The 22,883-nt window shown below is 61.3% G+C and carries 21 protein-coding genes; 9 read left to right on the top strand and 12 right to left on the bottom strand.

Annotated elements, in window-relative coordinates; all coding sequences use genetic code 11:
• Nucleotides 1-43: 43 nt before the first annotated feature.
• From ACFOGH_RS01840 to ACFOGH_RS01830, 3 genes are read right to left on the bottom strand one after another with little or no spacing between them, the layout of a single operon-like run.
• The gene (locus tag ACFOGH_RS01840; protein WP_380071347.1) at nucleotides 44-361 is read right to left on the bottom strand and encodes an RNA-binding S4 domain-containing protein; all 318 of its coding nucleotides are present in this window, start codon (nucleotides 359-361) and stop codon (nucleotides 44-46) included.
• A complete protein-coding gene (locus ACFOGH_RS01835) occupies nucleotides 362-3,253 on the bottom strand; it encodes a helicase-related protein (RefSeq protein ID WP_380071346.1) in 2,892 nt (963 codons plus the stop codon). It lies immediately after the preceding gene.
• 15 nt (nucleotides 3,254-3,268) lie between these two features.
• Nucleotides 3,269-3,784: a tetratricopeptide repeat protein gene (locus ACFOGH_RS01830; RefSeq protein WP_380071345.1), complete on the bottom strand. Its 516-nt coding sequence runs from the start codon at nucleotides 3,782-3,784 to the stop codon at nucleotides 3,269-3,271.
• Between the two features lie 108 nt (nucleotides 3,785-3,892).
• Between ACFOGH_RS01830 and ACFOGH_RS01825 the strand changes: the two genes are divergently transcribed.
• Together ACFOGH_RS01825 and ACFOGH_RS01820 are read left to right on the top strand one after the other, a co-directional pair.
• Complete coding sequence (locus ACFOGH_RS01825; RefSeq protein WP_380071344.1) at nucleotides 3,893-4,180, top strand: SCP2 sterol-binding domain-containing protein; 288 nt, start codon at nucleotides 3,893-3,895, stop codon at nucleotides 4,178-4,180.
• Nucleotides 4,177-5,109 (top strand): alpha/beta fold hydrolase, encoded by a 933-nt coding sequence (locus ACFOGH_RS01820; RefSeq protein ID WP_380071343.1) that lies wholly within the window; start codon nucleotides 4,177-4,179, stop codon nucleotides 5,107-5,109. The genes ACFOGH_RS01825 and ACFOGH_RS01820 overlap by 4 nt, the downstream gene beginning before the upstream one ends.
• Before the next feature lie 56 nt (nucleotides 5,110-5,165).
• On the opposite strand, the gene ACFOGH_RS01815 is transcribed toward ACFOGH_RS01820, so the two are convergent.
• Genes ACFOGH_RS01815 through ACFOGH_RS01800 form a run of 4 tightly spaced genes read right to left on the bottom strand, consistent with a single transcriptional unit; the run spans nucleotide 5,166 to nucleotide 9,091 of the window.
• Nucleotides 5,166-5,891 carry a proteasome-type protease gene (locus ACFOGH_RS01815; RefSeq protein ID WP_380071342.1) on the bottom strand — a complete coding sequence of 242 codons (726 nt, stop codon included), beginning with the start codon at nucleotides 5,889-5,891 and terminating at the stop codon, nucleotides 5,166-5,168.
• A 27-nt stretch (nucleotides 5,892-5,918) separates the two neighbouring features.
• The gene (locus ACFOGH_RS01810) at nucleotides 5,919-6,728 is read right to left on the bottom strand and encodes a transglutaminase family protein (RefSeq protein WP_380071341.1); all 810 of its coding nucleotides are present in this window, start codon (nucleotides 6,726-6,728) and stop codon (nucleotides 5,919-5,921) included.
• Nucleotides 6,728-7,675, bottom strand: coding sequence for an alpha-E domain-containing protein (locus ACFOGH_RS01805; RefSeq protein ID WP_380071340.1), 948 nt, complete (start codon nucleotides 7,673-7,675; stop codon nucleotides 6,728-6,730). The genes ACFOGH_RS01810 and ACFOGH_RS01805 overlap by 1 nt, the downstream gene beginning before the upstream one ends.
• A gap of 3 nt (nucleotides 7,676-7,678) precedes the next feature.
• Nucleotides 7,679-9,091, bottom strand: a complete 1,413-nt coding sequence (locus ACFOGH_RS01800) for a circularly permuted type 2 ATP-grasp protein (protein ID WP_380071339.1) — start codon at nucleotides 9,089-9,091, stop codon at nucleotides 7,679-7,681.
• Between the two features lie 222 nt (nucleotides 9,092-9,313).
• On the opposite strand from ACFOGH_RS01800, the gene ACFOGH_RS01795 reads away from it, so the two are divergent.
• Entirely contained in the window at nucleotides 9,314-11,155 is a 1,842-nt protein-coding gene (locus ACFOGH_RS01795) for a M3 family oligoendopeptidase (RefSeq protein ID WP_380071338.1), read from the top strand.
• A gap of 122 nt (nucleotides 11,156-11,277) precedes the next feature.
• On the opposite strand, the gene ACFOGH_RS01790 is transcribed toward ACFOGH_RS01795, so the two are convergent.
• From ACFOGH_RS01790 to ACFOGH_RS01770, 5 genes are all read right to left on the bottom strand, one after another.
• Entirely contained in the window at nucleotides 11,278-12,267 is a 990-nt protein-coding gene (locus ACFOGH_RS01790; RefSeq protein ID WP_380071337.1) for a Gfo/Idh/MocA family protein, read from the bottom strand.
• A gap of 74 nt (nucleotides 12,268-12,341) precedes the next feature.
• Nucleotides 12,342-13,136: a CDP-diacylglycerol--serine O-phosphatidyltransferase gene (pssA, locus tag ACFOGH_RS01785; protein ID WP_380071336.1), complete on the bottom strand. Its 795-nt coding sequence runs from the start codon at nucleotides 13,134-13,136 to the stop codon at nucleotides 12,342-12,344.
• Nucleotides 13,133-13,852, bottom strand: a complete 720-nt coding sequence (locus ACFOGH_RS01780) for a phosphatidylserine decarboxylase (protein WP_380073947.1) — start codon at nucleotides 13,850-13,852, stop codon at nucleotides 13,133-13,135. Before ACFOGH_RS01780 ends, pssA begins: the two co-directional genes overlap by 4 nt.
• Nucleotides 13,853-13,939: 87 nt before the next feature.
• A complete protein-coding gene (gene rpoH, locus ACFOGH_RS01775; protein ID WP_380071335.1) occupies nucleotides 13,940-14,836 on the bottom strand; it encodes an RNA polymerase sigma factor RpoH in 897 nt (298 codons plus the stop codon).
• A gap of 272 nt (nucleotides 14,837-15,108) precedes the next feature.
• Nucleotides 15,109-16,200: an RluA family pseudouridine synthase gene (locus tag ACFOGH_RS01770; RefSeq protein WP_380071334.1), complete on the bottom strand. Its 1,092-nt coding sequence runs from the start codon at nucleotides 16,198-16,200 to the stop codon at nucleotides 15,109-15,111.
• On the opposite strand from ACFOGH_RS01770, the gene ACFOGH_RS01765 reads away from it, so the two are divergent.
• From ACFOGH_RS01765 to ACFOGH_RS01740, 6 genes are all read left to right on the top strand, one after another.
• Entirely contained in the window at nucleotides 16,199-16,516 is a 318-nt protein-coding gene (locus ACFOGH_RS01765; protein ID WP_380071333.1) for a DUF6476 family protein, read from the top strand. The genes ACFOGH_RS01770 and ACFOGH_RS01765 overlap by 2 nt on opposite strands.
• A 74-nt stretch (nucleotides 16,517-16,590) precedes the next feature.
• Nucleotides 16,591-18,351, top strand: a complete 1,761-nt coding sequence (locus ACFOGH_RS01760) for a response regulator (RefSeq protein WP_380071332.1) — start codon at nucleotides 16,591-16,593, stop codon at nucleotides 18,349-18,351.
• Between the two features lie 85 nt (nucleotides 18,352-18,436).
• Nucleotides 18,437-19,870: an amidase gene (locus tag ACFOGH_RS01755; protein ID WP_380071331.1), complete on the top strand. Its 1,434-nt coding sequence runs from the start codon at nucleotides 18,437-18,439 to the stop codon at nucleotides 19,868-19,870.
• 180 nt (nucleotides 19,871-20,050) lie between these two features.
• Nucleotides 20,051-21,118, top strand: a complete 1,068-nt coding sequence (locus ACFOGH_RS01750) for an ABC transporter ATP-binding protein (RefSeq protein ID WP_380071330.1) — start codon at nucleotides 20,051-20,053, stop codon at nucleotides 21,116-21,118.
• 4 nt (nucleotides 21,119-21,122) lie between these two features.
• Nucleotides 21,123-22,034, top strand: a complete 912-nt coding sequence (locus ACFOGH_RS01745) for an ABC transporter permease (protein WP_380071329.1) — start codon at nucleotides 21,123-21,125, stop codon at nucleotides 22,032-22,034.
• Nucleotides 22,024-22,827: an ABC transporter permease gene (locus ACFOGH_RS01740; protein ID WP_380071328.1), complete on the top strand. Its 804-nt coding sequence runs from the start codon at nucleotides 22,024-22,026 to the stop codon at nucleotides 22,825-22,827. Before ACFOGH_RS01745 ends, ACFOGH_RS01740 begins: the two co-directional genes overlap by 11 nt.
• Nucleotides 22,828-22,883: the final 56 nt, after the last annotated feature.

The following is a 22,883-nucleotide window of genomic DNA, read 5'->3' as shown; positions in this document are numbered from 1 at the left end:
AGGCTCCTATTTCCGCGCCGCCTTACTACGAAAGTGCTACGGATCATTCAAGCGGTGCATCGGCGGTTGGCGCAAGATCGTGGTAAAGCAGTTGCGCTTCCTGCGCGGGGCCACGGCGATCTGACAGCGCCAGCACCCGGATGACACGTATCGCCCTGCCCTGCGGAAAGGTCAGCGTATCGCCTTCGGCCACGCCATGCCCCGGCTTTTTGCAACGCTGTCCGTTCAGCCGCAGATGGCCGGACTCGATCACTTCAGCAGCAAGTTCGCGGTTCTTGAAGAACCGCGCCGCGAACAGCCATTTGTCCAGCCGAAGTTTCGGCTGGACATCTTTTGAGGGTCTGGCCCCCGGCCCCGCCAATCAGAGCTTTGATTTCAACGCCATCAAAGCGGCGAAGGGGTTATCGGGGTCGATCGGCTTTTCGGCGCGCGGTGGGCGCTGTTCGTAGGTTTTCGGCTTGTTGTCACGCTCGGGCTTGCCGCCATGCGGTTTGTTGCCCTTGTAGCCTTCGCCCTTGCCATCGCGACGCGGGCCACGATCAGACTTTTCGCCTTCGGGGCGAGGTGCGCGATCAGGACGCGGGCCGCGATCCGCCTCGCCTTCCTTCTTCGGACCGCGATCTTGCCGCGGGCCACGATCCGGGCGCGGGCCGCGCTCAGTTGCGGGCGCATCGGCGCGTGGGGCGCGTTCCGGGCGCGCGGGGCGTTCCGGGCGGGGGCGCGGTTTCGGTGCCCAAGTGAAGGTGTAGAACGACTCCATCTCGGGGGCCGCTTCCGGGTCAGGCTGCACGAAAGCCGATTCGCCTTCGGGGATCGGTTGCACCGGCGCATCCGGATCAACTGCGACCGGAACCGGCGCCGCCTTGACCTTCGGACGCTCGGCCTTCTCGCCCTTATAGCCCAGACCACCCATCAGATCGCTGAACTGCTCCAGCGTCATGCCGGTGATCGACAGCATATCCGGCGTGGCTTCAAAGCCTGCGCGGCTGTCTTTGGTCCGCAGGATATCGGCCAGACGCTCCAGCATATCAATGCGGATCGCGCGCGCCCCTGCCGGATGATAGCCCGCCAAAGTATAGTGCATTTTCGGCACTGCCGGAATGTTCGGGATCGTCACCAGACCCGGAGGCGGGCTTTCGGGAAATTCATCCAGACCATTCCACAGCGACCACAACACCAGACGCAACCGCGTCGGTGCCGGTTTCAGCAGCGCAGGCAGGAACACGGTGAACTGACCAAAGCGCACGCCATGCTTGCGCAAAGCGCCGCGCGCTTCCTGATCCAACTCTTTGACTTCGTTGGCAATCGTCTCACGCGGGATCACGCCCAGCCCTTCGACCAGACGGAAGGCAAAGCCGCGCGCCAACCCGGTCAGGGTCTCATCGCGGCCCATCGCCAGCAGCGGCTCAAAATTCGCGGCCACCTTGCGGTCGATGAAATGCTGCAAACGGCGGCGCACCTTGTCTGCGACATCCGGGCCAGCCTCGTCATCAACGAAAGCCTCAACCGTTGGGCGCGCAGGTTCTGCACCCTTCACCAGCTTGCCCATGGCTTGGGTGCCCCACATCAGGCCGCCCTGCTCGGTGAAATCCAGCTCGGTATCGGGCGCGTTGTAGAACCTATCCGCCCGCAGGTGGAATTCGGGTTTCAGCGCCGCAAACGCCGCTTGCCGCAGCGTGGCGGCTTCCTCGGTTGATCCGGTCGCATCCTGACGGAAACGGAACCCCTCAAGACGGCCGACGAATTCGCCTGCAACCGTCACTTCGCCTTTGTCATTCACCTCGGCCACGAGGGTCTCCTTCTGCTTCAACCGCCGCATCAGCACGGACGTGCGCCGGTCAACAAATCGTTGCGTCAGGGCTGCATGCAGCGCATCTGACAGTCGGTCTTCTACTGCACGCGTCTCGGCGCGCCAATGGCTTTCGTTGTCCACCCAGCCCTTGCGCTGCGCAACATAGGTCCAGGTGCGGATATAGGCCAGCCGTTTCGAGATGGTATCAATGTCGCCGCCCGCTTTATCTATCCGCGCGATGGCCTTTTCCAGCCAATCCGACGGGATACGGGTTTGCGCAAGGCCCTTACCGGTCAGAAAATCAAAGATGCGGGCCAGCAAGGTGACGTGCTCATTCCCCGCCGCATTGCGGAAATCGGGGATGCGGCAGACCTCCCACAGCAGTTTGATCCGCTGCGGCGTGTTCAGCTTTTCCTTTACCTCGGACAGTTCCGACAGATATTTCAGCGCCAGCACATCATCGGCGTCGCGCGCCCGCGCCAGCCATTTGTTCTGTGTCGGCGCTTCAAGGCTGCGGATCAGCCGCTCTACGCTGCCGAACTCCAGATCATGATTGCGCCATTCCAGTTTGCGCACCGGATCAAAGCGATGCTCTTGAATGGCCTCGACGGTTTCCTCGTCCAGCGGGCGCACTTCGCCCGTCACCCCAAAGGTGCCATTCTCCTGATAGCGCCCCGCGCGACCTGCGATCTGCGCCAATTCCTGCGGATAAAGTGCCCGCATCCGCCGCCCGTCGAATTTTGAGGTCGCCGCAAAGGCGATATGCTTGATATCGAGATTAAGCCCCATGCCAATCGCATCGGTCGCCACCAGATAATCCACATCGCCGTTCTGATACAACGCCACCTGCGCATTGCGGGTGCGCGGTGAAAGCGCCCCCATCACCACCGCACAGCCGCCCTTGGTGCGGCGGATCAATTCGGCAATGGCATAGACATTTTCAACAGAAAACCCGACGATGGCCGAGCGTTCGGGCATCCGGCTTATCTTTTTCGAACCTGTGTAGGTCAATTCGGAAAATCGTTCGCGCTTGACGAACTGCACGTTATTGACCAGCCCAGCGATGGCGGGCCGCATGGTTTCAGCGCCCATGAACAGCGTTTCATGCAGACCCCGCGCCCGCAGCAGACGATCGGTGAACACATGCCCGCGCTCGGGGTCGGCGCAAAGCTGGATCTCATCCACAGCAACGAAATCCGCGCCCAGATCCAGCGGCATCGCCTCAACAGTGCAGACCCAATACTGCGCGCGGTCGGGCACAATCCGCTCTTCGCCCGTCACCAGTGCCACCACAGACGGCCCCCGGCTGGCGACGATACGATCATAAACCTCGCGCGCCAGCAGCCGCAGCGGCAGGCCAATCACCCCGGTGCGATGCCCCAGCATCCGTTCAATCGCGTAATGGGTTTTCCCGGTGTTGGTCGGCCCAAGCACCGCCGTCACCTGTCCGGCAGCCATCATATCCTTGGCCCTGCCCTATAGGTCTTTGCCCTGAAGCTCGGTTTCGATCCGGCTTACCGCTTCCACCACCCCCGGCGCATGGGGATCAATCTTTAACGTGGCCTTATAAACCTCCAACGCCTGCGCGGGCTTGCCCAGTTCTTCAAAGATCGAGCCCAAGCCCGACAACGCCCCGAAATGCCGCGGATTCAGCGTCAGCACCTTGCCGATATCTGCAATCGCCGGGCCAAACTGCCCGAGTTGATAATACGCCGTCGCCCGTGCATTCCAGCCCTCGGCGAAATCCGGCGCGTGATCGACCAAGGCCGTCAGATGCTGCACCGCCACATCCGGCTGGCCATTCGCCATCGCATCCTTGCCGCGTTGCAACAGCAGATCCATCGCCGGAGAGCCGGATTTCGACCATTCCATCCAGATATCGGATTCGATCTGGCTTGCCTCAGCCTCATCTGCCTTTTGCAGCCGCGCAAAAAGATCGTCCAGCTTGTCGGTTTGCGCGGCAGCGGGAAGGCATGACCACAAAACCAGCATAAATGCCGCAACGATACGATTGTGTAACGATGGATGCGCTTTCATAAGGGTATAGGTAACGCAACGGGCGGAAAATTCCAGCCCCGCCGGTTCAGACAGGAGAATGTGATGAGCGATGTGATCTCAACAGCCGTGGCGGCGCTGGCAAAGAAGCTGCCGAACGGCTTTGACGGCGTGGCAAAGTTCGTGCTGCTGGGCGAAGGTGCGATCATGGTTGATCCAAACGGCGCTCGCGCGGGCGATGAGGATTCGGACGTGACCCTGATTGCCGAGCCGGAAGTGTTTCAGGCGATGCTGGAAGGCGATATGAACCCGACCACCGCATTCATGACCGGCAAGCTTAAGGTCGAAGGCAGCATGGGCCTTGCCATGCAGCTTGGCGCGGCAATGTCGTGAGCGACGCGCCACTCTACGACATCGCCGAAGGCCCGGACGGTGGGCGCGGCTTTTGGCTGACGGCCGCCGATGGTGTGCGGCTGCGGGTGGGTCTGTGGAGCCACCCCGGCGCGCAAGGCACCGTGCTGCTGCTGCCGGGGCGCACTGAATATGTCGAGAAATACGGCCGCGCCGCCACTGATCTGCGCGCGCGCGGTTTTGCCACGCTGGTGATCGACTGGCGCGGTCAGGGTCTGGCCGACCGCGCGCTTGACGATCCGATGGGCGGGCATGTCGGGGATTTTGCCGAGTATCAGCTTGATTTCGATGAAATGGTCGGCTTCGCCCGCGCCCAAGGCCTGCCGGAACCCTATTATCTGATGGCGCATTCGATGGGCGGCTGTATCGGTCTGCGCGCTTTGATGCGGGGCGCGCCGGTCAAGGCCGCCGCCTTCTCGGCGCCGATGTGGGGCATCCTGATCGCCGCATGGATGCGGCCGATGGCGGTGGCTCTGACGACCGCCTCGCGCTGGTTCAAGTTTGACAGCCGCTACGCGCCGGGCACCGGAGCGAAATCCTATGTGCTGACCGCCCCTTTCACCGGCAACACCCTGACCACCGACGCCGAGATGTGGGACTACATGCGCCAGCAGGCGCTGGCCCACCCCGAACTCGGCTTGGGGGGCCCCAGCCTGGGCTGGCTGAAAGCCGCGCTGGGGGAATGTCACGCACTGACCCTGCTGCCTGCGCCGAACCTCCCGGCGCTGACCGCCTTGGGGTCGCAGGAAAAAATCGTCGATACCGCCCCAATTCATGCCCGCATGGCAGGTTGGAAAGGTGGCGCCCTTGATCTTTACCCCGGTGCCGAACACGAAGTGCTGATGGAGCGTCTTGCCGCCCGCACCCGGTTTTTCGACAGCACCACAGCCCTGTTCCGCGCGCACCGCTGATCGCGCGCGGATTTTGCACAAAATCCGCCACGATTTCTGTGCAGAAATCGGCGTGCCTACAGCGTGATCTGCGTAAACCCGTCGCGCAGCGCCTTGGACCAAGCCTCTGACATCGCGCGGAAACTTTCATCACCGGCCTCGATCCGCCGCTTACGGCTGACCCGGCAGGCGTCTTTCTCGATCACGCAAAGATCCAGCGGCATCCCCACCGAAAGGTTCGACCGCAACGTCGAATCCATCGACAGCAGCACCGCCTTTTCGGCATCGGCCAGCGAAGTCGCAGGCTTCACCACCCGGTCCAGAATCGGCTTGCCATATTTATGCTCGCCGATCTGCAAAAACGGCGTGTCCTCGGTGGCTTCGATGAAATTGCCTTCGGGGTAGATCAGAAACAAACGCATCGCCCCGCCGCGCCGCTGCGCTGCCACCAACATGCTGGCCGAGGCCCCCTGATTCATCGTGGCCATTTTCTCGTCGATCTCTTGGCGCACCAGCGACAGCATATCCCCGATGATCGAAGCGACCTTCAGCATCGTCGGCGCTTTCATGATCGATGTCGTCTCGGTCGCGTCAGGATCGTCAATCGCCTCACGCAGCCGCGCCAGCGTGGTTTGTGTCACCGACAATGATCCGGCCGTCACAATCGAAATCACCCGCTCGCCGGGTTCTTCAAAATGGAACATCTTGCGATAGGTCGCGATGTTGTCCAGTCCCGCATTGGTGCGGGTATCTGACAGCAACACCATGCCCGCATTCAACAAAAGCCCGACGCAATAGGTCATCACATTCTCCGCATGTCCGGGCGGACCCTATTGCTCCTGCGTCTGGACCGCAACCGTCACCGACAGGATTTCCGACCCCGATCCACGCGAAATTCCCCGGATCGGCGCTGCATCTTGTGCATCCAAGCCAGAACCCAGCCGGATATAGCGCGCATCCGGGCAGCACTGGTTCGCCGGGTCAAAGCCGATCCAACCGATGCCGGGCACGAACAACTCGGCCCAGGCATGGGCGGCCTCGTGATCCAGTCCGTCCTGCCCCGATTGCAGATAGCCCGAGACATAGCGCGCCGGAACGCCACCCACCCGCGCCGCCGCAATCAGTGCCTGCGCGTGATCCTGACACACGCCCTGCCCCTGCGCCAAAGCTTGCGCCGCCGTGGTCTGCACGCGCGTCGCCCCCGGCGTATAGACAATCGCCGCCGAAATCGCCTCTGACAAAGCATGACAACCCGACAGCGGCGAATCCGCCGCCGCGATGATCTGGCCAAGCTCGGTCAGCGCTGCATCCGGCACAGTGGCATCAGTGTCGCGCAGATAGGCTTCGGGTGGCACAACCTCGCGATGACCGCGCAAAATCCCGGCCAGATCCGTGGTTTGCACCAGCCCCTTCACCCGCACTTCGATCTCATCCACCGGGCCAGCCACAGTCCAGCCCTGCACCCAATCGCCCGCCCCATCGCGAAACGCGCTGCCCATGGTGCCGCCGGTCATCGTCACCGACCAATCCAGCACCTTCTGGCCGTCAAACTTCGACGGCATCAACCGATGGCTTTGCACCACGCCGCGCACCGGGCGGTCATAGCGGTAATGCGTGACATGATCGACGCTGAGCAGCATTATTGCATGTCCCCCGACAGATACGAATTATGAATGATCGCGCCCAAGCCAGCGGCCTCGCCGATGAAACGAGTCAGAAACTCGTGCAGACCCTCGTCGAAAATCTGATCTGTGGTCTGGTTCTCCAGATCGCTCAGCAACCGTGCCGCCACCGCCTGCGCCTCGGTTTCACGGCCATAAAGCTTCGCCAACCGCCCGAGATGGTTGTTCATCCCCGCCACGCAGGTGATAAGGCTGCGCGGACATTGCGGGTTCAAAATCAGGAAATGCGCGATCTTGGCCGAGGTGATCTCGCCGCCATAGGCCCAATGAAACGCGCGATTGGCCGACATCGCCCGCAGCAGCATCGCCCATTGGTCATTGTCGAGGCCACTTCCGACGTAATCCGCCCGTGGCAGCAGCACGTAGTATTTCACATCCATCAGGCGTGCAGTGCTGTCGCCACGCTCCAGATAATAGCCGATATTCAACACGTTATAGCCGTCATTGCGCAACTGCGTCGCATCAATCGCACCACGCACCATCGCCGTGTGCCGCATCACCCAATCGGTCAGCCGCGAGAGTTCGCGCACACCCGTCTGCGCCTCGATCTGGCGCAACTCTTGAAACGCGGTGTTCAGCGCATCCCAGACCTGCGTCGTCAAAGCGGTTCGAACGATGCGGGCATTCTCGCGCGCATTGGTGATGCAGGACGCCACCGAGTTCGGGTTATCACGGTCGAAAAACAGATAGGACTCGATCTGCGCCTGCGCCGGTGCGCCATATTTCGCGACATAACCATTGGCATTGCCGCTGGCGCGCAGCAGGCTGTCCCAATCGTTGCGATAGCCCTGCGCCGAGGGCAGCAGCGAAATCCGCGCGCCCACTTCCAACAGCCGCGCCGCGGTCTCGGCACGCTCCATATTGCGGGCGATCCAGTAGAGGTTGTCGGCGGTTCTTGAAAGCATGATTTACTCCGCCAAAACCCAAGTATCCTTGACCCCGCCGCCCTGCGACGAGTTCACCACCAAACTGCCTTCCCGCAACGCCACCCGCGTCAGCCCCCCCGGCACCAGTTCAATCCGCTCGCCCACCAGACAATAGGGCCGCAAATCGACATGGCGCGGTGCGATGCCTTCCTCGACAAAGGTCGGCGTGGTGGAAAGCGCCAGCGTCGGCTGCGCGATGTAATTGCTTGGGTCCGCCATGATCAGCGCGCGAAACTCCTCGATCTGCTGCTTGGTCGATTTCGGCCCCACCAGCATCCCATACCCGCCCGAGCCGTGGACTTCCTTCACCACCAGATCGCCCAGGTTCTCGGCCACATATTTCAGGTCCGACGCATCACCGCATTTCCATGTCGGCACGTTGTTCAAAATCGGTTCTTCGCCCAGATAAAACCGCACCATTTCCGGCACATAGGTATAAACCGCCTTGTCATCGGCCACCCCCGCCCCCGGAGCCGAGCAGATCGACACCCCGCCCGAGCGATACACATCCATCAGCCCCGGTACACCCAGCATGGAATCGGGGCGGAAGCACAGCGGGTCAATAAACGCATCGTCCAAGCGGCGGTAAATCACATCCACCCGCTTCGGCCCCTCGGTGGTGCGCATATAGACGAACGCGCCATCGACGAACAAATCCTGCCCCTCGACCAGTTCCACCCCCATCAAGTCAGCCAGGAACGAATGCTCATAATAAGCCGAATTGAAATGCCCCGGCGTCAGGATCACCACCGTCGGATCACGGTCGCATTTCGCAGGCGCCACGCTCGCCAAAGTCCGGCGCAGCTTGTCAGGATAGCTGTCGATCGGCGCAATCCGGTTTTCGCGGAACAGATCGGGGAACATCCGCATCATCATCTCACGGGATTCCAGCATATAGGAAACCCCGGATGGCGTGCGGCAGTTATCCTCCAGCACATAGAACTCACCCGGCCCGGTGCGCACGATGTCGATGCCAACGATATGAGAATACACGCCTTTCGGCGGAATAAACCCGCAGACCGACTTTTCATAAGCGTCGTTCTGATAGACCAGCTTGCCGGGGATACGCCCAGCCCGCACGATCTCGCCGCGCCCATAGACATCGACCAGAAACGCATTCAGCGCCCGCGCCCGTTGCTTGATGCCGCGCTCCAGCTTCGCCCATTCATGCGCTGTAAACACCCGCGGGAACATATCGAACGGGATCAACCGATCCGGGTCGCCACCCTCGCCATAAACGGCAAAGGTGATGCCGATGCGGCGGAACAAAGCCTCGGCCTCGGCCTGCTTGGCCAGACGGACATCGGCGGGCATATCCGCACTCCACCCTTCCAACCCGGCATAAGGCGGTCGCACCGCGTTATCCTGAAACATTTCGTTGAAATAAGGGGTCATGCCGTGCCGCCTTTTTGCGCTGATTGATACAAGTAAAGGCCGCCGATTTTGCGCCGTAAAGGGCAGAAGATTGAAAGCGCTTCGATTTTTGCGCATCCGCCCGAAAACGCCGCAAAACACCGCCTAAATTTTAGGCAAACCGCTTTGAACACCTTTCCGCGCGCCGCCTTGCACAACCCCGGCATTGCCCCCTAAATACATCCAACAACAAAAGAGGTTCCCATGTCGCATCCCCTGCTCCGCCCCGGCCACAAATCGGCGGTTTTTGACGCCCGCATCGGCTCGAACACATTTGGCGATCTGCCCGACTGGGATCTGAACGACCTCTACACCGCACCAGATGCGCCGGAATTGCAGCGCGATATGGCTTGGCTGGAACAGGCCTGCGCCGATTTCGCCGCCCAATACGAAGGCAAACTCGCCACCCTGACCGCCGAGCAAATGCTGGCCTGCGTGCAAGCCTATGAAGCGATTGACGTCACCGCTGGCCGCATCGGCTCTTATGCGGGTCTGCGCTATTACCAGAACACGATGGATTCGGACCGCGCCAAGTTCATGGCCGATGTGCAGGACAACATCACCAACTTCACCACGCCTTTGGTGTTTTTCAGCCTTGAATTCAACCGGCTAGAGGATGCCACGCTGGCTGGCATGACCGCCTCGAACGCGGCCTTGGCCCGCTACACCCCGGTGTTTGAACGCATGCGCGCCATGCGCCCGCACCAGTTGTCGGATGAGATGGAGAAATACCTCCATGACGCCAGCGTCGTCGGCTCCTCCGCCTGGAACAAGCTGTTTGACGAAACCATGGCGGGCCTGATGTTCACCGTGGCGGGCGAGGAAGATGAACTGAACCTTGAAGCCACGCTGAACCTGCTCACCGACCCGGACCGCTCCAAACGCGAGGCTGCCAGCCACGCCCTTGCCGCCGTATTTGACAAACATATCAAGCTGTTCGCGCGCGTTCATAACACGCTGGCGAAGGAAAAAGAGATCGAGGACCGCTGGCGCAAGATGCCCAGCCCGCAGTACTCGCGCCACTTGGCCAACCATGTCGAACCCGAAGTGGTCGAGGCCCTGCGCAATGCCGTCGTCGCCGCCTACCCCAAACTCAGCCACCGCTATTACAAGCTGAAGGCCAAATGGATGGGGCTGGATCATCTGCAAACCTGGGACCGCAACGCCCCCCTGCCCACCGAGACCCCGCGTCTCGTGAACTGGGCCGAGGCCACCGAAACCGTGCTGTCCGCCTATGCCGCCTTCGATCCGCGCATGGCCGAGATCGCCAAGCCGTTCTTCACCGATGGCTGGATCGACGCAGGCGTGAAACCCGGCAAGGCCCCCGGTGCCTTCGCCCACCCCACTGTCACCACCGTTCATCCTTATGTCATGCTGAACTACCTCGGCAAACCCCGCGATGTGATGACGCTGGCGCATGAACTGGGCCATGGCGTGCATCAGGTGCTGGCCGCAGGGCAAGGCGAACTGCTGTCATCCACCCCGCTGACCCTCGCCGAAACGGCATCGGTGTTTGGCGAGATGCTGACCTTCCGCAAACTGCTCGACGCCGCCAAGACCCCGGCCGAGCGCAAGACCCTGCTGGCAGGCAAGGTCGAGGATATGATCAACACCGTCGTCCGCCAGATCGCCTTCTACGATTTCGAATGCAAACTCCACGCCGCCCGCGCGGAAGGCGAACTTACCCCCGATGACATCAATGCTTTGTGGATGAGCGTTCAGGCGCAAAGCCTTGGCGATGCTTTCGAATTTGCCGACGGCTATGAGACGTTCTGGGCCTATATCCCGCACTTCGTCCACTCACCGTTCTACGTCTATGCCTATGCCTTCGGCGACGGTCTGGTGAACGCGCTTTATGCCGCCTATGCCGACGGCCTGCCGGATTTCCAAGAAAAATACTTCGACATGCTCAAGGCTGGCGGCTCGAAACACCACAAAGACCTGCTGGCCCCATTTGGCCTCGATGCATCTGACCCCAAATTCTGGGACAAGGGCCTGTCGATGATCGCGGGCTTCATCGACGAATTGGAGGCGATGGAGGGCTAAGGCGTAATCACTACATATAGTGGTTCTCGCCACTTTTGGCACAAGTCCATCCCAGCTGGGAAGCGTCCGAATTCACGAAAAAGCCGGCCCAGATCGCTCTGGGCCGGCTTTGAAATGTGATCTTACAGGCTGATCTCTACCCCAACCCGATACACCGTATCCATCATCGCCTGTGTGCCCTTCACAAACTCCAGCGGGCACGGATAGGCCGCGCCTTCGCGGATGGAACGGCCAAACGCCTCAACCTGCAAGACATAGTGGTTCGAGGTCGGGAAGCGCACGGTTTTCACTTCATTGCCGTTCTGATGCAGTTCAATCTCGGCAATGTCGTTGTAATTGGCGTTGAACGGGCCACCATCCAGCCGGATCATGCCCTTGTCACCCTGAAACACCACCGTCTGCCGGTTATAAAGCCGCATCGACGTCATCGAGCTATAGGTGAAGCGGCCATGGGGGCCATCCATGATGCCCGCCACCTGCGCAAACGTATCCACGCCATTTTCCAGCACCAGCCGCGCCGAAATATCCACGGGCTCTGATCCGGTGACAAACCGCGCCGAACCAAAGGTATACACCCCAATATCACGCAAAGACCCGCCGCCCGCATCGGGCCGGTTGCGGATGTTGCTCATATCCTCAAGGCAGAACGAAAACGCCGCATCGACATGGCGCAACTGGCCGATCTCGCCCGCCTCCAACCATTTCTTCGCCAACTGCCACTGCGGATGATGCACGATCATATAGGCCTCAGCCGCAAGCAACCCCGAGGCATCACGCGCCGCAATGATCTGGTCAATCTCGCTGGCCTGCATCGAAATCGGCTTTTCGGTCAGCACGTGCTTGCCCGCCGCCAGCGCCTTCAGCGACCATTCCACATGCATATGGTTCGGCAGCGGGATGTAAACCGCGTCAATCGACGGATCGGCCAGCAGCGCCTCATAGGTCGGATGCACCGTCAGGCTGGGGCAAAACGCCTGAAACCCGGCGGCCTTCTCGGGGCTGGATGTCGCCAAAGCCGCCAATTCGGCGCCTTTGGCGGCATGAATGGCCGGGGCCATCTGCTCTTTTGCGAAATTCGCAGCCCCCAGAATACCCCAACGCACTGGCTTCATGTCGATCCCCTTTATGTGATGCCGCCACGTTAAACTGCGACGCTTGTTAGCGCAATCACATACGCTTGGGGCAATTACGCCTCGGGGCCAGCCTGTTCATTGGCGGGGCGCGGCTTTTTGATAAAGCTATAGGCCAGCGCGCACAGATAGGCGCAATCCACCAGCGCCAGCGTCGTCCAGGGATAGGTCAGCAAGGCCGCGACCAACCCGACAAAGGCCAGCAACACAAAGCTGACATTCTCGGCATAAATCGTCGCGCGCTTGAACGACGGAGTGCGAAACCGCCCAACCATCAGCGCCCCCACAATCGCCATCCACAGCGCCACCAAGCCAGTGGCATGCGGCTGCCCACCGTCGATGGCAAAGGCCAGAAACATCGGCAGCATCACCAGCAATGCCCCCGCGGGCGAAGGCACGCCCTGAAAGCTGTTGGAGTCATTGTCAGGCTGCCGATTGCCAATGTTGAACCGCGCCAACCGCAACAAACAGGCCACGGCATAGATCAGGCAGGCAATCCAACCCTCGGCCCGCATCCCTTGCAGGGCCCAAAGATAGGTGATCAGCGCCGGGGCCACGCCGAAATTCACCAGATCGCACAGGCTGTCCAGCTCTGCGCCCATATCGGATTCGCTCTTCAGAAACCGCGCAAGGCGGCCATCCAGCCCATCCATCACCGCAGCCGCGATGATCAGCGCCACCGCAAGGCCAAACCGGCCCTCAATCGCAAAGCGCACCGCCGTCAGCCCCGCACAAAGCGCGGCAACGGTCATGAAGTTGGGGATCAACTGCACGATATGCAGCTTCTTGCGCGGACGTCGCCCGTTTTTCGGCGCAGGGTCCACAGGGGCTGGTCCCACAGGCATCGTCATTCGCGCACTGCCGAACGCCGCAGCATATCGCGGTCCAACTCGGCCAGAACGGTCTCACCGCCCACCATGGTTTGCCCCAGCGCCACCAAAGGCTCTACCCCATCAGGCAGATAGACATCCAGACGCGAGCCAAACCGGATCAGCCCAAACCGCTCACCGGTGCGCAGCGACTGGCCTTCCGACACAAACGGCACGATCCGGCGCGCAACCAACCCTGCAATCTGCACCACGATCAGCTTGCGACCATCCGGCAGTTCCAACAGCAACGAGTTACGCTCGTTATCCTCGGATGCCTTATCCAGCGAGGCATTCAGAAATTTGCCGGGGCGATAGGCCATTTTCAAAATACGCCCCGCGATTGGCGCGCGATTCACATGGCAATTGAACACCGACATGAACACCGAAACCCGCGTCAACGCATCATGCCCGGCCCCAAGTTCCGGCGGCGGCACCGCGCGTTCGATCAGGCTGACGACGCCATCAGCAGGCGAAACAATAAGCCCCCGCCCCTGCGGCACCGAGCGTTTTGGATCACGAAAAAAGTAATAGCACCAAACGGTTGCACCCACACCTAACCAGCCCAACGGATCCCAAATCCAGAACAGCACAAGGGTTATGACGGCAAAGATACCGACAAACTTGTAGCCCTCGCGGTGCATAGGTTTCAGGAAGGTTTCCAGCATGGTCATTGAATGCGCCCTTTTATGGCTCGGCAGTTTGATCAGACTGTCTAGACTCTGCGCAGGGGCGGCGCAACCATTGGGCGCAGGTTACGCCCAATGGTTCTTGAAAACGGGCTGCAATCAGGCCGGAACGACCATGCCCTTGCCCAGCGCCAACGTGCGCATGCGTTCTTGCAGCTTTTCAAACGCCCGCACCTCAATCTGGCGAATACGCTCGCGGCTGACGCCGTAGCTTTCCGACAGTTCTTCCAGCGTAACCGGGGTTTCGGCCAGACGGCGCTTCATCAGCACGTCTTTCTCGCGGTCGTTCAGCGCCGACATCGCCTGATGCAGCAGGTTCATCCGCATATCGAACTCATCGCGCGCTTCATAATCGCCGGCCTGATCGCTGTCTTCATCCTCCAGCCAATCCTGCCATTGCGTGCTGCCCTCGCCATCCGAGCCAACCGTGGCGTTGAGCGAGGCATCGCCGCCGGACAGGCGCCGGTTCATGTCGATGACTTCGCTTTCCGACACGTTCAGATCGGTGGCAATGCGCGCCACGTTCTCGGGCCGCAGATCGCCTTCTTCCAAAGCGCCAACCTTGGCTTTCGCCTTCCGCAGGTTGAAAAACAGCTTTTTCTGCGCCGAAGTGGTGCCCAGCTTCACCAGGGACCACGAGCGCAGGATGTATTCCTGAATGCTAGCGCGGATCCACCACATCGCGTAAGTCGCCAGACGGAAACCTTTTTCCGGGTCAAACCGCTTCACCGCTTGCATCAGGCCGACATTCGCTTCGGAAATCACCTCGGCCTGCGGCAGACCGTAACCCCGATAGCCCATGGCGATCTTGGCGGCCAAGCGCAGGTGGCTTGTGACCATCTTGTGTGCTGCGGTGCTGTCCTGATGATCGACCCAGCGCTTCGCCAGCATGTATTCTTCTTCGGGTTCCAGCAGCGGGAATTTGCGGATTTCCTGCATGTAACGGTTCAGCCCCTGTTCAGGGCTGGGTGCTGGCAGATTAGCATAGGTGCTCATGTGTGACGCTCCCTCGTTGATCCGGTGCAGTTTCGCCCCCGGACAGGCGGATTTATGTATGCCAAATGCCGACTTCAAGCATCCTGAACATAACTTGTTTAACGAAACATGGTTCCGGTTCCGTCGCAGCGAAAGGTTTGTAACATTCCGGTCACGGCAATGTCAGATCACTGCCGCCGTGGTCATCCTCTCTGCCTAAATATCCCCGCCGGAGGCTTCTGCTGCCAGCCGCGAAAGCCCCCTGCGGGGATATTTACGCGAAGAGAAAAGCCTCAGACCTGTCCGCTGCCCAAAGCTGCCAGCAGATGCTGCATGTCGTCGGGCAAGGGCGAGGTAAATTCCAGCATCTCACCCGTCACCGGATGCTCGAACCCCAAGGTCGCCGCGTGCAGCGCCTGACGTGGAAAGCTGTTGCCCAGCTCGGCCACTTCGGGCCCGAACAATTTGGGCGATACCTTTTTCTTGCCGCCATAGGTCTGGTCGCCGATCAACCCATGTCCGGCATAGGCCATATGCACGCGGATCTGATGCGTGCGCCCGGTCTCCAGCCAACATTCCACCAAGGCAGCACCCCCACGGAAATCCTCCATCACCCGCGCCCGTGTCACCGCATGGCGGCCCGAATGCCAGACAACCGCTTGCCGCTGCCGGTCGGTCTTGTGACGCTCCAGATGTGTGGCGACCTTAAGGATGCCGCCAGCCTCAAAACTTATGCCCTGAAGCCCGCGCAGGCGCGGATCATAGGCCGAGGGCACGCCGTTCACCACCGCCAGATAGCGGCGGTTGACGGTATGGGCCTCAAACTGCGCCGCAAGTCCGTGGTGGGCGCGGTCGGATTTCGCAACCACCAGCAGCCCGGTGGTGTCCTTGTCGATGCGATGCACAATGCCGGGGCGACGCTCGCCGCCGATGCCCGACAGCGTATCGCCGCAATGGTGCAACAGCGCATTCACCAAAGTGCCCGAAGGTGTGCCGGGGGCCGGATGCACGACCATGCCCGCCGGCTTGTCGATCACGATCAGATCGCCGTCTTCCCAGATCACATTCAGCGGGATGTCTTCCGGCAGGGTCGCCACATCCACCGCCGGGGCCAGAACCAACGTGTAAACATCACCCGGCTTGACCTTGGTTTTCGGGTTCGTCACCGCAACGCCGCCAGCCAGCACATCGCCGTCTTCGATCATCTTCATCAAGCGAGAGCGTGAAAGTGCCGCATCCTCTGGAACTGCCGCCGCAAGCGCCTTATCAAGACGCGGGGCTGCGTCTTCACCAATCACCACAACCAGATGGTTGCCGCCTGCCAGTTCGGCGCTGTCCAAAGCGTCATCGTCCACAGCGTCTTCGTCTTCAAAAGGGTTCGCCATGTCTGACACTCCGATCGAGCCGGGCTTGCCGCCCTCGCTCCGCTTGCTGAAAGGTCTGGTGATCGTGCTGATGATCACCATGATCGTCGGTGTCATAACCGTGGTCGCCCTGCTTGTCACCCGTATGCCGAACGCAAACACCGCAAGCCCCGCCCTGCCCGCCAGCCTGCAAATGCCTGCGGGGACGACCGCCTCGGCGATCACCCAAGGCAGGGGCTGGATCGGGGTTGTCACCAACGACAACCGCCTGCTGATCTTCACGCCACAAGGCGCGCTGCAACAGGAAATCACCATAGCGCCGCTTCCCACACCCTGAAGCCCAGCTTGGCCTTGACCCGAACCCATGTGTGATCTTTGCTGAAGCATCACGAGTGTAAGGATGCCCGCGCGATGAGTCTGTTGCGGAAATGGATGCCGGATGCGGATGCCGCAGCGCAGATCAGCAGTCAGTTGCAGGTTCTTACCGCGATGGAGCCCGCGCGGCTAATCAGCACCTCTATCGCCTTCGCGCTGATGGCGCTGTTCCTTCCGCCTTGGTTTGTGCTTGCGGCCTTTGGGATCGACATCGCGCTGGAAGGGCTTAGCCTGCAATTGCTGCGTGGGCTTGATCCGGCGATACACAAGCGCCGCTACCGCTCAGCAATTGCGGCGGTGTTTTTCACCGAAGCCAATTACGCCTTATGCTGTGTGCTGGTCTGGCAGCAGGATACCGAGTTTGCCAAGGCGGCGGCGGTAGGTCTGCTCAGCATGACGCTGTTTCAGCTTAGCACCGTGCGTGCCATCCACATGCCATTTGGGTTGGCAGGTCTGATCGCGGCCATCTTGACAGCACTGCTCGGCAACGGGTTTTACTGGCTTGAACGTCACAACGGTGTGGGCTTTGCCGCCTCATCCATTGCGCTGCTTGCCGCGATTTCCTTTGCCTTGCGCGCCATGCGATCAAACAACGCCCTGCATCTTGAAGTCAGCCGCCGCGGCCTGCGTGCCGATGCGGCCAACCGCGCCAAGGGGCGGTTTCTGGCCCAGATGAGCCACGAATTGCGGACACCGCTGAATGCGATTGTCGGCATGGGCGAGGTAGAGCTTATGCACACGCAAAGTCCGCAGACTCAGGCGCGGATGCAGACCCTGGTGGGGTCAGCAATGGATCTTGCCGCCATTCTGGACGACATCCTGCAAATGTCGGCAATTGATGAAAACCAATTGCCCATGCGCCCGGTCGCGGCCCGCCCGAGAGAGGTCATCGAGGCCACCGTCGCCTTGTTTCAACCGGTTTTTGCCAAAGCGGGCCTCTGGCTAAAGCTGGAATTTGCCACCCCTCGCATGCCCGATGGCCGTCTATCGCCAGAGCTTCCCGACGCGGCTGTGTTTGATCCACAGCGCTTGCGGCAATGCCTGTCGAACCTGCTGTCGAACGCGTTGAAATTCACTCAAGCGGGGGGTGCCACGCTGCGGGTCAGCTACCGCGACAATCCTCGTGGCTCTACCGCCAATCCTGCCAGTGGCCAGTTGCAGATCGATGTGGCCGACACCGGCCAGGGCATCCCCGAGCATGAACGCGATCTGGTGTTTCAACCGTTCCAGCGCGGGGCAAGTGCGCATAGCGGGTCGGGATTGGGGCTGGCGATCAGCCGTGCGATTGCGCAGCAGATGCAGGGCGATCTCGAACATCTGCCCAGCCAGACCGGCGCGCTGTTCCGGCTGACCTTGCGCATCCAGCCCGTCACCGCCGCAGCCGCCACGCCCGAGACGCAGCGCGCGCTGGCGGGTCAGCATATTCTGGTGGTTGACGATATCGCCACCAACCGGCTGGTGGCCGCCACCTATTTGCGTGGCATGGGGCTGGGCGTCGAAGAGGCCGACGGCGGCGCGGCAGCCTTGCAAGCCATCGTCGCGCGTCGCCCCGATCTGGTGCTGTTGGATCTGCATATGCCGGGGCTTTCAGGCATTGAAACTCTGACGCAGATCCGCAACCTGCCGGGGCCGCACCTGCCGGTGGTGGCGATGACGGCGGATGTCTCGGCGGCAGGGCGCGCGCTGTATCTTTCGGCGGGGGTCGATGGCTATCTGACCAAACCGTTGACGATGGAATCGCTGCGGCTTGGCATTGCCAAGCACCTGCCGACCGCCAAGACCAGCGCCGCCACATAGGCCATTCGCGACATGGCCTGCCGCGATGGGCGCGACACTCGCGCAGAACCAGCGTCAACTTGACCAAACAATCAGGAGAATCGCGATGATAGGGGATCTGGGCGCAGAAGACGCCACCGCATTGGCAGCCATGGTCGCATCGGGCGAAGTCTCGCCCACCGGATTGCTGGACGCCGCCCTTGCTGCGGTCGAGGCCCGAAATCCCGCGATCAACGCCGTGGTGATGCTGCAAGAAGACGCCGCCCGCCGCGCCATTGCCGCAGGTCTGCCGCGCGGCCCGTATCGCGGCGTGCCGTTTCTGTTGAAAGATCTCGGCTGCGAGGCGGTGGATTTCCCCGGCCACAATGGCTCGCGCCTGCTGATGAACACCACCTACGCCCGCGATTCCGCGATATGGGAGCGTATGCGCGCCACTGGCGTGGTGAACTTTGGCCGCACCACCAGCCCCGAAGGCGGCGTCGGCACCGTGACCGAGGCTGCGGTTTACGGCGGCCCCACCCGCAACCCGTGGAATCTGGACCATACCTCGGGCGGATCATCGGGTGGGGCGGGCGCTGCGGTTGCCGCCGGGATCGTGGCCTTCGCGCATGGTTCGGACGGCGGCGGCTCGGTCCGCATCCCGGCGTCAAGCTGTGGGCTGTTCGGCTTCAAATCCACCCGCGCCCGCCTGCCCGATGGCCCCTATGCGGGCGAAGGCTGGGCTGGCATGGCGATTGACGGCTTTCTGACCCGTTCCGTCCGCGACACCGCGATCATGCTGGATGCCTGCGCCGGCCCCGACCTTGGCGCGCCCTATGTCGCCCCGCCCTTGGCCCGCAGCCACGCCGATGCGATCAGCCGCCCGCCGCGCCGCCTGCGCGTGGCTTTGTGCGATACCACCTTTACCGGGGCCGCCATCGACCTCGAAGTGGCCCAAGCGGTGCGCGATACCGCCAAACTGCTGGAAAGCCTTGGCCACCATGTCGAACCTGGCCGCCCGACCGCAGATGTCGAGATGATGATGCGCGCCTGGACCGATATCGTCGGCGTTGGCACCGCTTTGTCGATCCAGAAGTCGCTGAACGGCCGCGCGCTGACCCCTGATCTGGTTGAAGGCATCGGTCGGTCGGCCTGCGCCTATGCCGCAACCCTGCCCCCCACCCGCTATCTCGAAGCGGTGGGTGAGATTCACGCCTTTGGCCGCCAGATGGCCGGCTATTTCGCAGGCGGCCCCGACATTCTTCTATCCGCCACCCTCGCCGAGCCGCCCGCCCGCGTTGGCCGCTATCACCACGACCGCGATGATTATGTGAACTACCGCATCGGCCCCGGCGGCATTTTCTCTTACTCGCCGTTCTGCGCGGTGTTCAACGCCAGCGGCCAACCCGCCGCCTCGCTGCCCTTGGGCCAATCTGGCAGCGGCCTGCCGATCGGAATTCACCTCGCCGCCGCCTATGGCTGCGATGAAGAATTGATCGCGCTTTGTGCAGAAATCGAATCGGCAGCACCTTGGAAGACACGTCGCGCCCCGATGGCTTAAAGCCCGCCTAAGCCTAGAAAAGCCTAAGCCTTTGCGAGCGTTATCAAAGTGCCACCGTGTTAGGCATTCGCACAACCTGAGCGGCATCTGCCCGTTCTTTCGGCAGATCGGGTGAAGTTTATGTTGCGCCGAGGCTTTGCAGCGGCCCAATATGATCAAAACCAACGGGAGCGAGTCACCTTGAGCCAACAAAACGCCGTCGAGGCCCGTAACGCCGTCAAAGCCTTCGGGCAGGGCGATACCGCCGTGCGCGCCCTGAATGATGTGTCGGTCGAAATCCGCAAGGGCGAGTTTTTTACCCTGCTCGGCCCCTCGGGCTGCGGAAAAACCACCCTGCTGCGCCTGATCGCAGGGTTTGAGATGCCAACCTCGGGCACCATCCTGCTGGAAGGGCAAGACATCACTTACCTGCCGCCGAACAAGCGCCCGGTGAACACGGTATTCCAAAGCTATGCGCTGTTTCCGCATCTGACGGTGGCGCAGAACATCGGCTTTGGCCTTGAAATGCAGGGCCGCCCCAAGGCCGAGGTCAAGGCCACGGTGGACCGCATGCTCGCACTGGTGAAATTGGAAGCCATGGCATCCCGCAAGACCAGCCAGCTTTCCGGTGGCCAACAGCAACGTGTTGCCTTGGCCCGCGCGCTTGCCCCGTCACCGAAAGTGCTGCTTCTGGACGAGCCTTTGTCGGCGCTCGATCTGAAACTGCGCCGCGAAATGCAGGGCGAATTGAAACGGCTGCAAACCGAAACCGGTATCACCTTTATCTTCGTGACCCACGATCAGGAAGAAGCCCTGACCATGTCGGACCGCATCGGCGTGATGTCGGCGGGCAAGCTGCAACAGGTCGGCACCCCGCGCGAGATTTACACACGGCCTTTGAACCGCTTTGTCGCCAGCTTCATCGGCGAGACAAACTTCGTCCCCGCCACCTCGAACGCAGGCCTGCTGACGCTGGCAGGCGGCTATCAGATCCCGGCGCCGCCTGCGACCAAATCCGGTGCTGTCACCGTCACCGTCCGCCCCGAGCAGGTGAAGCTAACCCCCACCGCCGAGCCGGGCAGCCTGCCCGCCACCGTGCGCGGCGTGGTCTATATGGGCACCGACATGAACTATCAGCTTCACCTCGCTGATGGCACCGAGATTGAGGCCTGCGTGGTTTCCGACGTAACCGGAGAGGCTGCCTTGGCCGCCGGTCAGACCGTGGGTGTCACCTTCACCCCCGGCTCTGTGCAAGTGCTGGAGGATTGACACCATGAGCGCCGCTGAAGAAGCCCAAGCCGCGCAATCCGTCCGCAATGGCTGGTTGCTGTCCACCCCGGCACTGGTGATCCTGACGCTGTTCGCTGTCGGGCCGCTGATGATCGTGGTGGTCTATTCCTTCCTTGCCCCCGGCCAATACGGCAATGTCGAATGGGCATTCTCGCTGGATGGCTGGCGCGGCATCCTGTGGACCAAGGACATCTTTGATGACACCTGGGGCATGGCCGATGCCAATGTCACGATCTTCTGGCGCTCGATCAAACTCTCGGTGCTGACCACCGTGCTGACCTTTGCGGTGGGCTTTCCAACCGCTTGGTTCATCGCCACAAGGCCTGCGAAATCACGGGCGTTGTGGTTGTTCCTGATCACCATTCCGTTCTGGACCAACCTGTTGATCCGCACCTATGCCATCAACGAGGTGATCCGCAACGAGGGCCTGCTGAACACCGTGCTGATCAAGCTGGGTCTGATCTCGGAACCCCTGCGCATCATCTACACCGACACCGCCGTGTTCATCGGCATGGCCTATGTCTATCTGCCGCTGATGGTGCTGCCCTTGTTCGCCGCCATCGACCGCTTTGACATGCGCCTGCTGGAAGCGGGCTATGATCTTTACGCCAGCCGGATGCAGGTGCTGCGCCGGGTGATCCTGCCCATCGTCAAACCGGGGATCATTGCAGGCTCAATCCTTGTGTTCGTGCCGTCCTTGGGCGCTTACGTCACCCCGCGCGTTCTGGGCGGCGGCAAGCAGATGATGATCGGCAACTTCATTGATCTGCAATTCGGACAGGGGCGCAACTGGCCCTTGGGGGCCGCCCTGTCGCTGACGCTGTTGATCATCGTGACAGTGGCCCTGCTGATCTATGTGAAATACGCCAATCGGGATGTGTCCAATGGCCACTAAAACCTTCTCTGTCTCGACCCTGCCCGGCTTCACCGCCACCGCCATTATCGTGTTCGTCGCGCTCTATCTGCCGATCCTCACGTTGGTGGCCTATTCGTTCAACGCCAGCCAATCGGTGGCGATCTGGGGCGGGTTTTCGTGGGATTGGTATGTGAAGGCGTGGAACAATGACGCCGTCAAGGATGCAACCCTGCGCTCGCTGTTGATCGCGGTGTTTGCGGCTGTGATCTCGACTGCGGTGGCCACAATGGCGGCTTTGGGCACAACACGGCGCAAGGCATTCAAGGGCCAGACATTCATCTATGTGATGATCAACCAGCCGTTGATGGTGCCCGAAATCGTCACCGCAGTTTCGCTGCTGATCCTGTTCGGCATGGTCAAACAACTGACCGGGATTCAGGGCATCGGCTATGTGATCTTCGCCCATGCCGCCTTCTGCATCCCCTTCGCCTACCTGCCGATCCGCGCCCGGCTGGAAGGCATGGACCTCACGCTGGAAACCGCCGCCGCCGACCTTTACGCAACGCCGTGGCAAACCTTCCGCCATGTCACCCTGCCGATCCTGCTGCCGGGGGTGATCGCAGGCGCGATGCTGGCCTTCGTGATCAGTCTGGACGATGTGGTGATCACCGAATTCGTCAAATCCGGCGGCCAAGACACCCTTCCCACCTATATGCTGGGCCAGATGCGCCGCCAATTAACCCCCGAAATCAACGCCATCTCGTCAATGCTGCTAGCGCTGACCATCGTGCTGCTGACCGCCTTCTTCCTGCTGACCCGCAAAGACGACTGACCCAACAATAACAATCCTCGCCCAACATCGGAGCCTCCCCCGTATGAACCTTGCCC

This window comes from Cypionkella sinensis, assembly GCF_042646385.1.
Lineage (GTDB): Bacteria > Pseudomonadota > Alphaproteobacteria > Rhodobacterales > Rhodobacteraceae > Cypionkella > Cypionkella sinensis.
Note: the sequence above shows the minus strand (reverse complement) of the source record. Positions and strands in the feature narration are given on the sequence as shown.

Bases quoted from the DNA above. Each gene is read 5' to 3' on its own strand.
- ACFOGH_RS01835 (WP_380071346.1), bottom strand. From the start codon at position 3,253: ATGATGGCTGCCGGACAGGTGACGGCGGTGCTTGGGCCGACCAACACC.
- ACFOGH_RS01770 (WP_380071334.1), bottom strand. From the start codon at position 16,200: ATGGCGAACCCTTTTGAAGACGAAGACGCTGTGGACGATGACGCTTTG.
- pssA (WP_380071336.1), bottom strand. From the start codon at position 13,136: ATGACGATGCCTGTGGGACCAGCCCCTGTGGACCCTGCGCCGAAAAAC.
- ACFOGH_RS01740 (WP_380071328.1), top strand. From the start codon at position 22,024: ATGGCCACTAAAACCTTCTCTGTCTCGACCCTGCCCGGCTTCACCGCC.
- ACFOGH_RS01805 (WP_380071340.1), bottom strand. From the start codon at position 7,675: ATGCTTTCAAGAACCGCCGACAACCTCTACTGGATCGCCCGCAATATG.
- ACFOGH_RS01755 (WP_380071331.1), top strand. From the start codon at position 18,437: ATGATAGGGGATCTGGGCGCAGAAGACGCCACCGCATTGGCAGCCATG.
- ACFOGH_RS01825 (WP_380071344.1), top strand. From the start codon at position 3,893: ATGAGCGATGTGATCTCAACAGCCGTGGCGGCGCTGGCAAAGAAGCTG.
- ACFOGH_RS01800 (WP_380071339.1), bottom strand. From the start codon at position 9,091: ATGACCCCTTATTTCAACGAAATGTTTCAGGATAACGCGGTGCGACCG.
- rpoH (WP_380071335.1), bottom strand. From the start codon at position 14,836: ATGAGCACCTATGCTAATCTGCCAGCACCCAGCCCTGAACAGGGGCTG.
- ACFOGH_RS01830 (WP_380071345.1), bottom strand. From the start codon at position 3,784: ATGCTGGTTTTGTGGTCATGCCTTCCCGCTGCCGCGCAAACCGACAAG.
- ACFOGH_RS01765 (WP_380071333.1), top strand. From the start codon at position 16,199: ATGTCTGACACTCCGATCGAGCCGGGCTTGCCGCCCTCGCTCCGCTTG.
- ACFOGH_RS01790 (WP_380071337.1), bottom strand. From the start codon at position 12,267: ATGAAGCCAGTGCGTTGGGGTATTCTGGGGGCTGCGAATTTCGCAAAA.
- ACFOGH_RS01760 (WP_380071332.1), top strand. From the start codon at position 16,591: ATGAGTCTGTTGCGGAAATGGATGCCGGATGCGGATGCCGCAGCGCAG.
- ACFOGH_RS01810 (WP_380071341.1), bottom strand. From the start codon at position 6,728: ATGCTGCTCAGCGTCGATCATGTCACGCATTACCGCTATGACCGCCCG.
- ACFOGH_RS01745 (WP_380071329.1), top strand. From the start codon at position 21,123: ATGAGCGCCGCTGAAGAAGCCCAAGCCGCGCAATCCGTCCGCAATGGC.
- ACFOGH_RS01815 (WP_380071342.1), bottom strand. From the start codon at position 5,891: ATGACCTATTGCGTCGGGCTTTTGTTGAATGCGGGCATGGTGTTGCTG.
- ACFOGH_RS01795 (WP_380071338.1), top strand. From the start codon at position 9,314: ATGTCGCATCCCCTGCTCCGCCCCGGCCACAAATCGGCGGTTTTTGAC.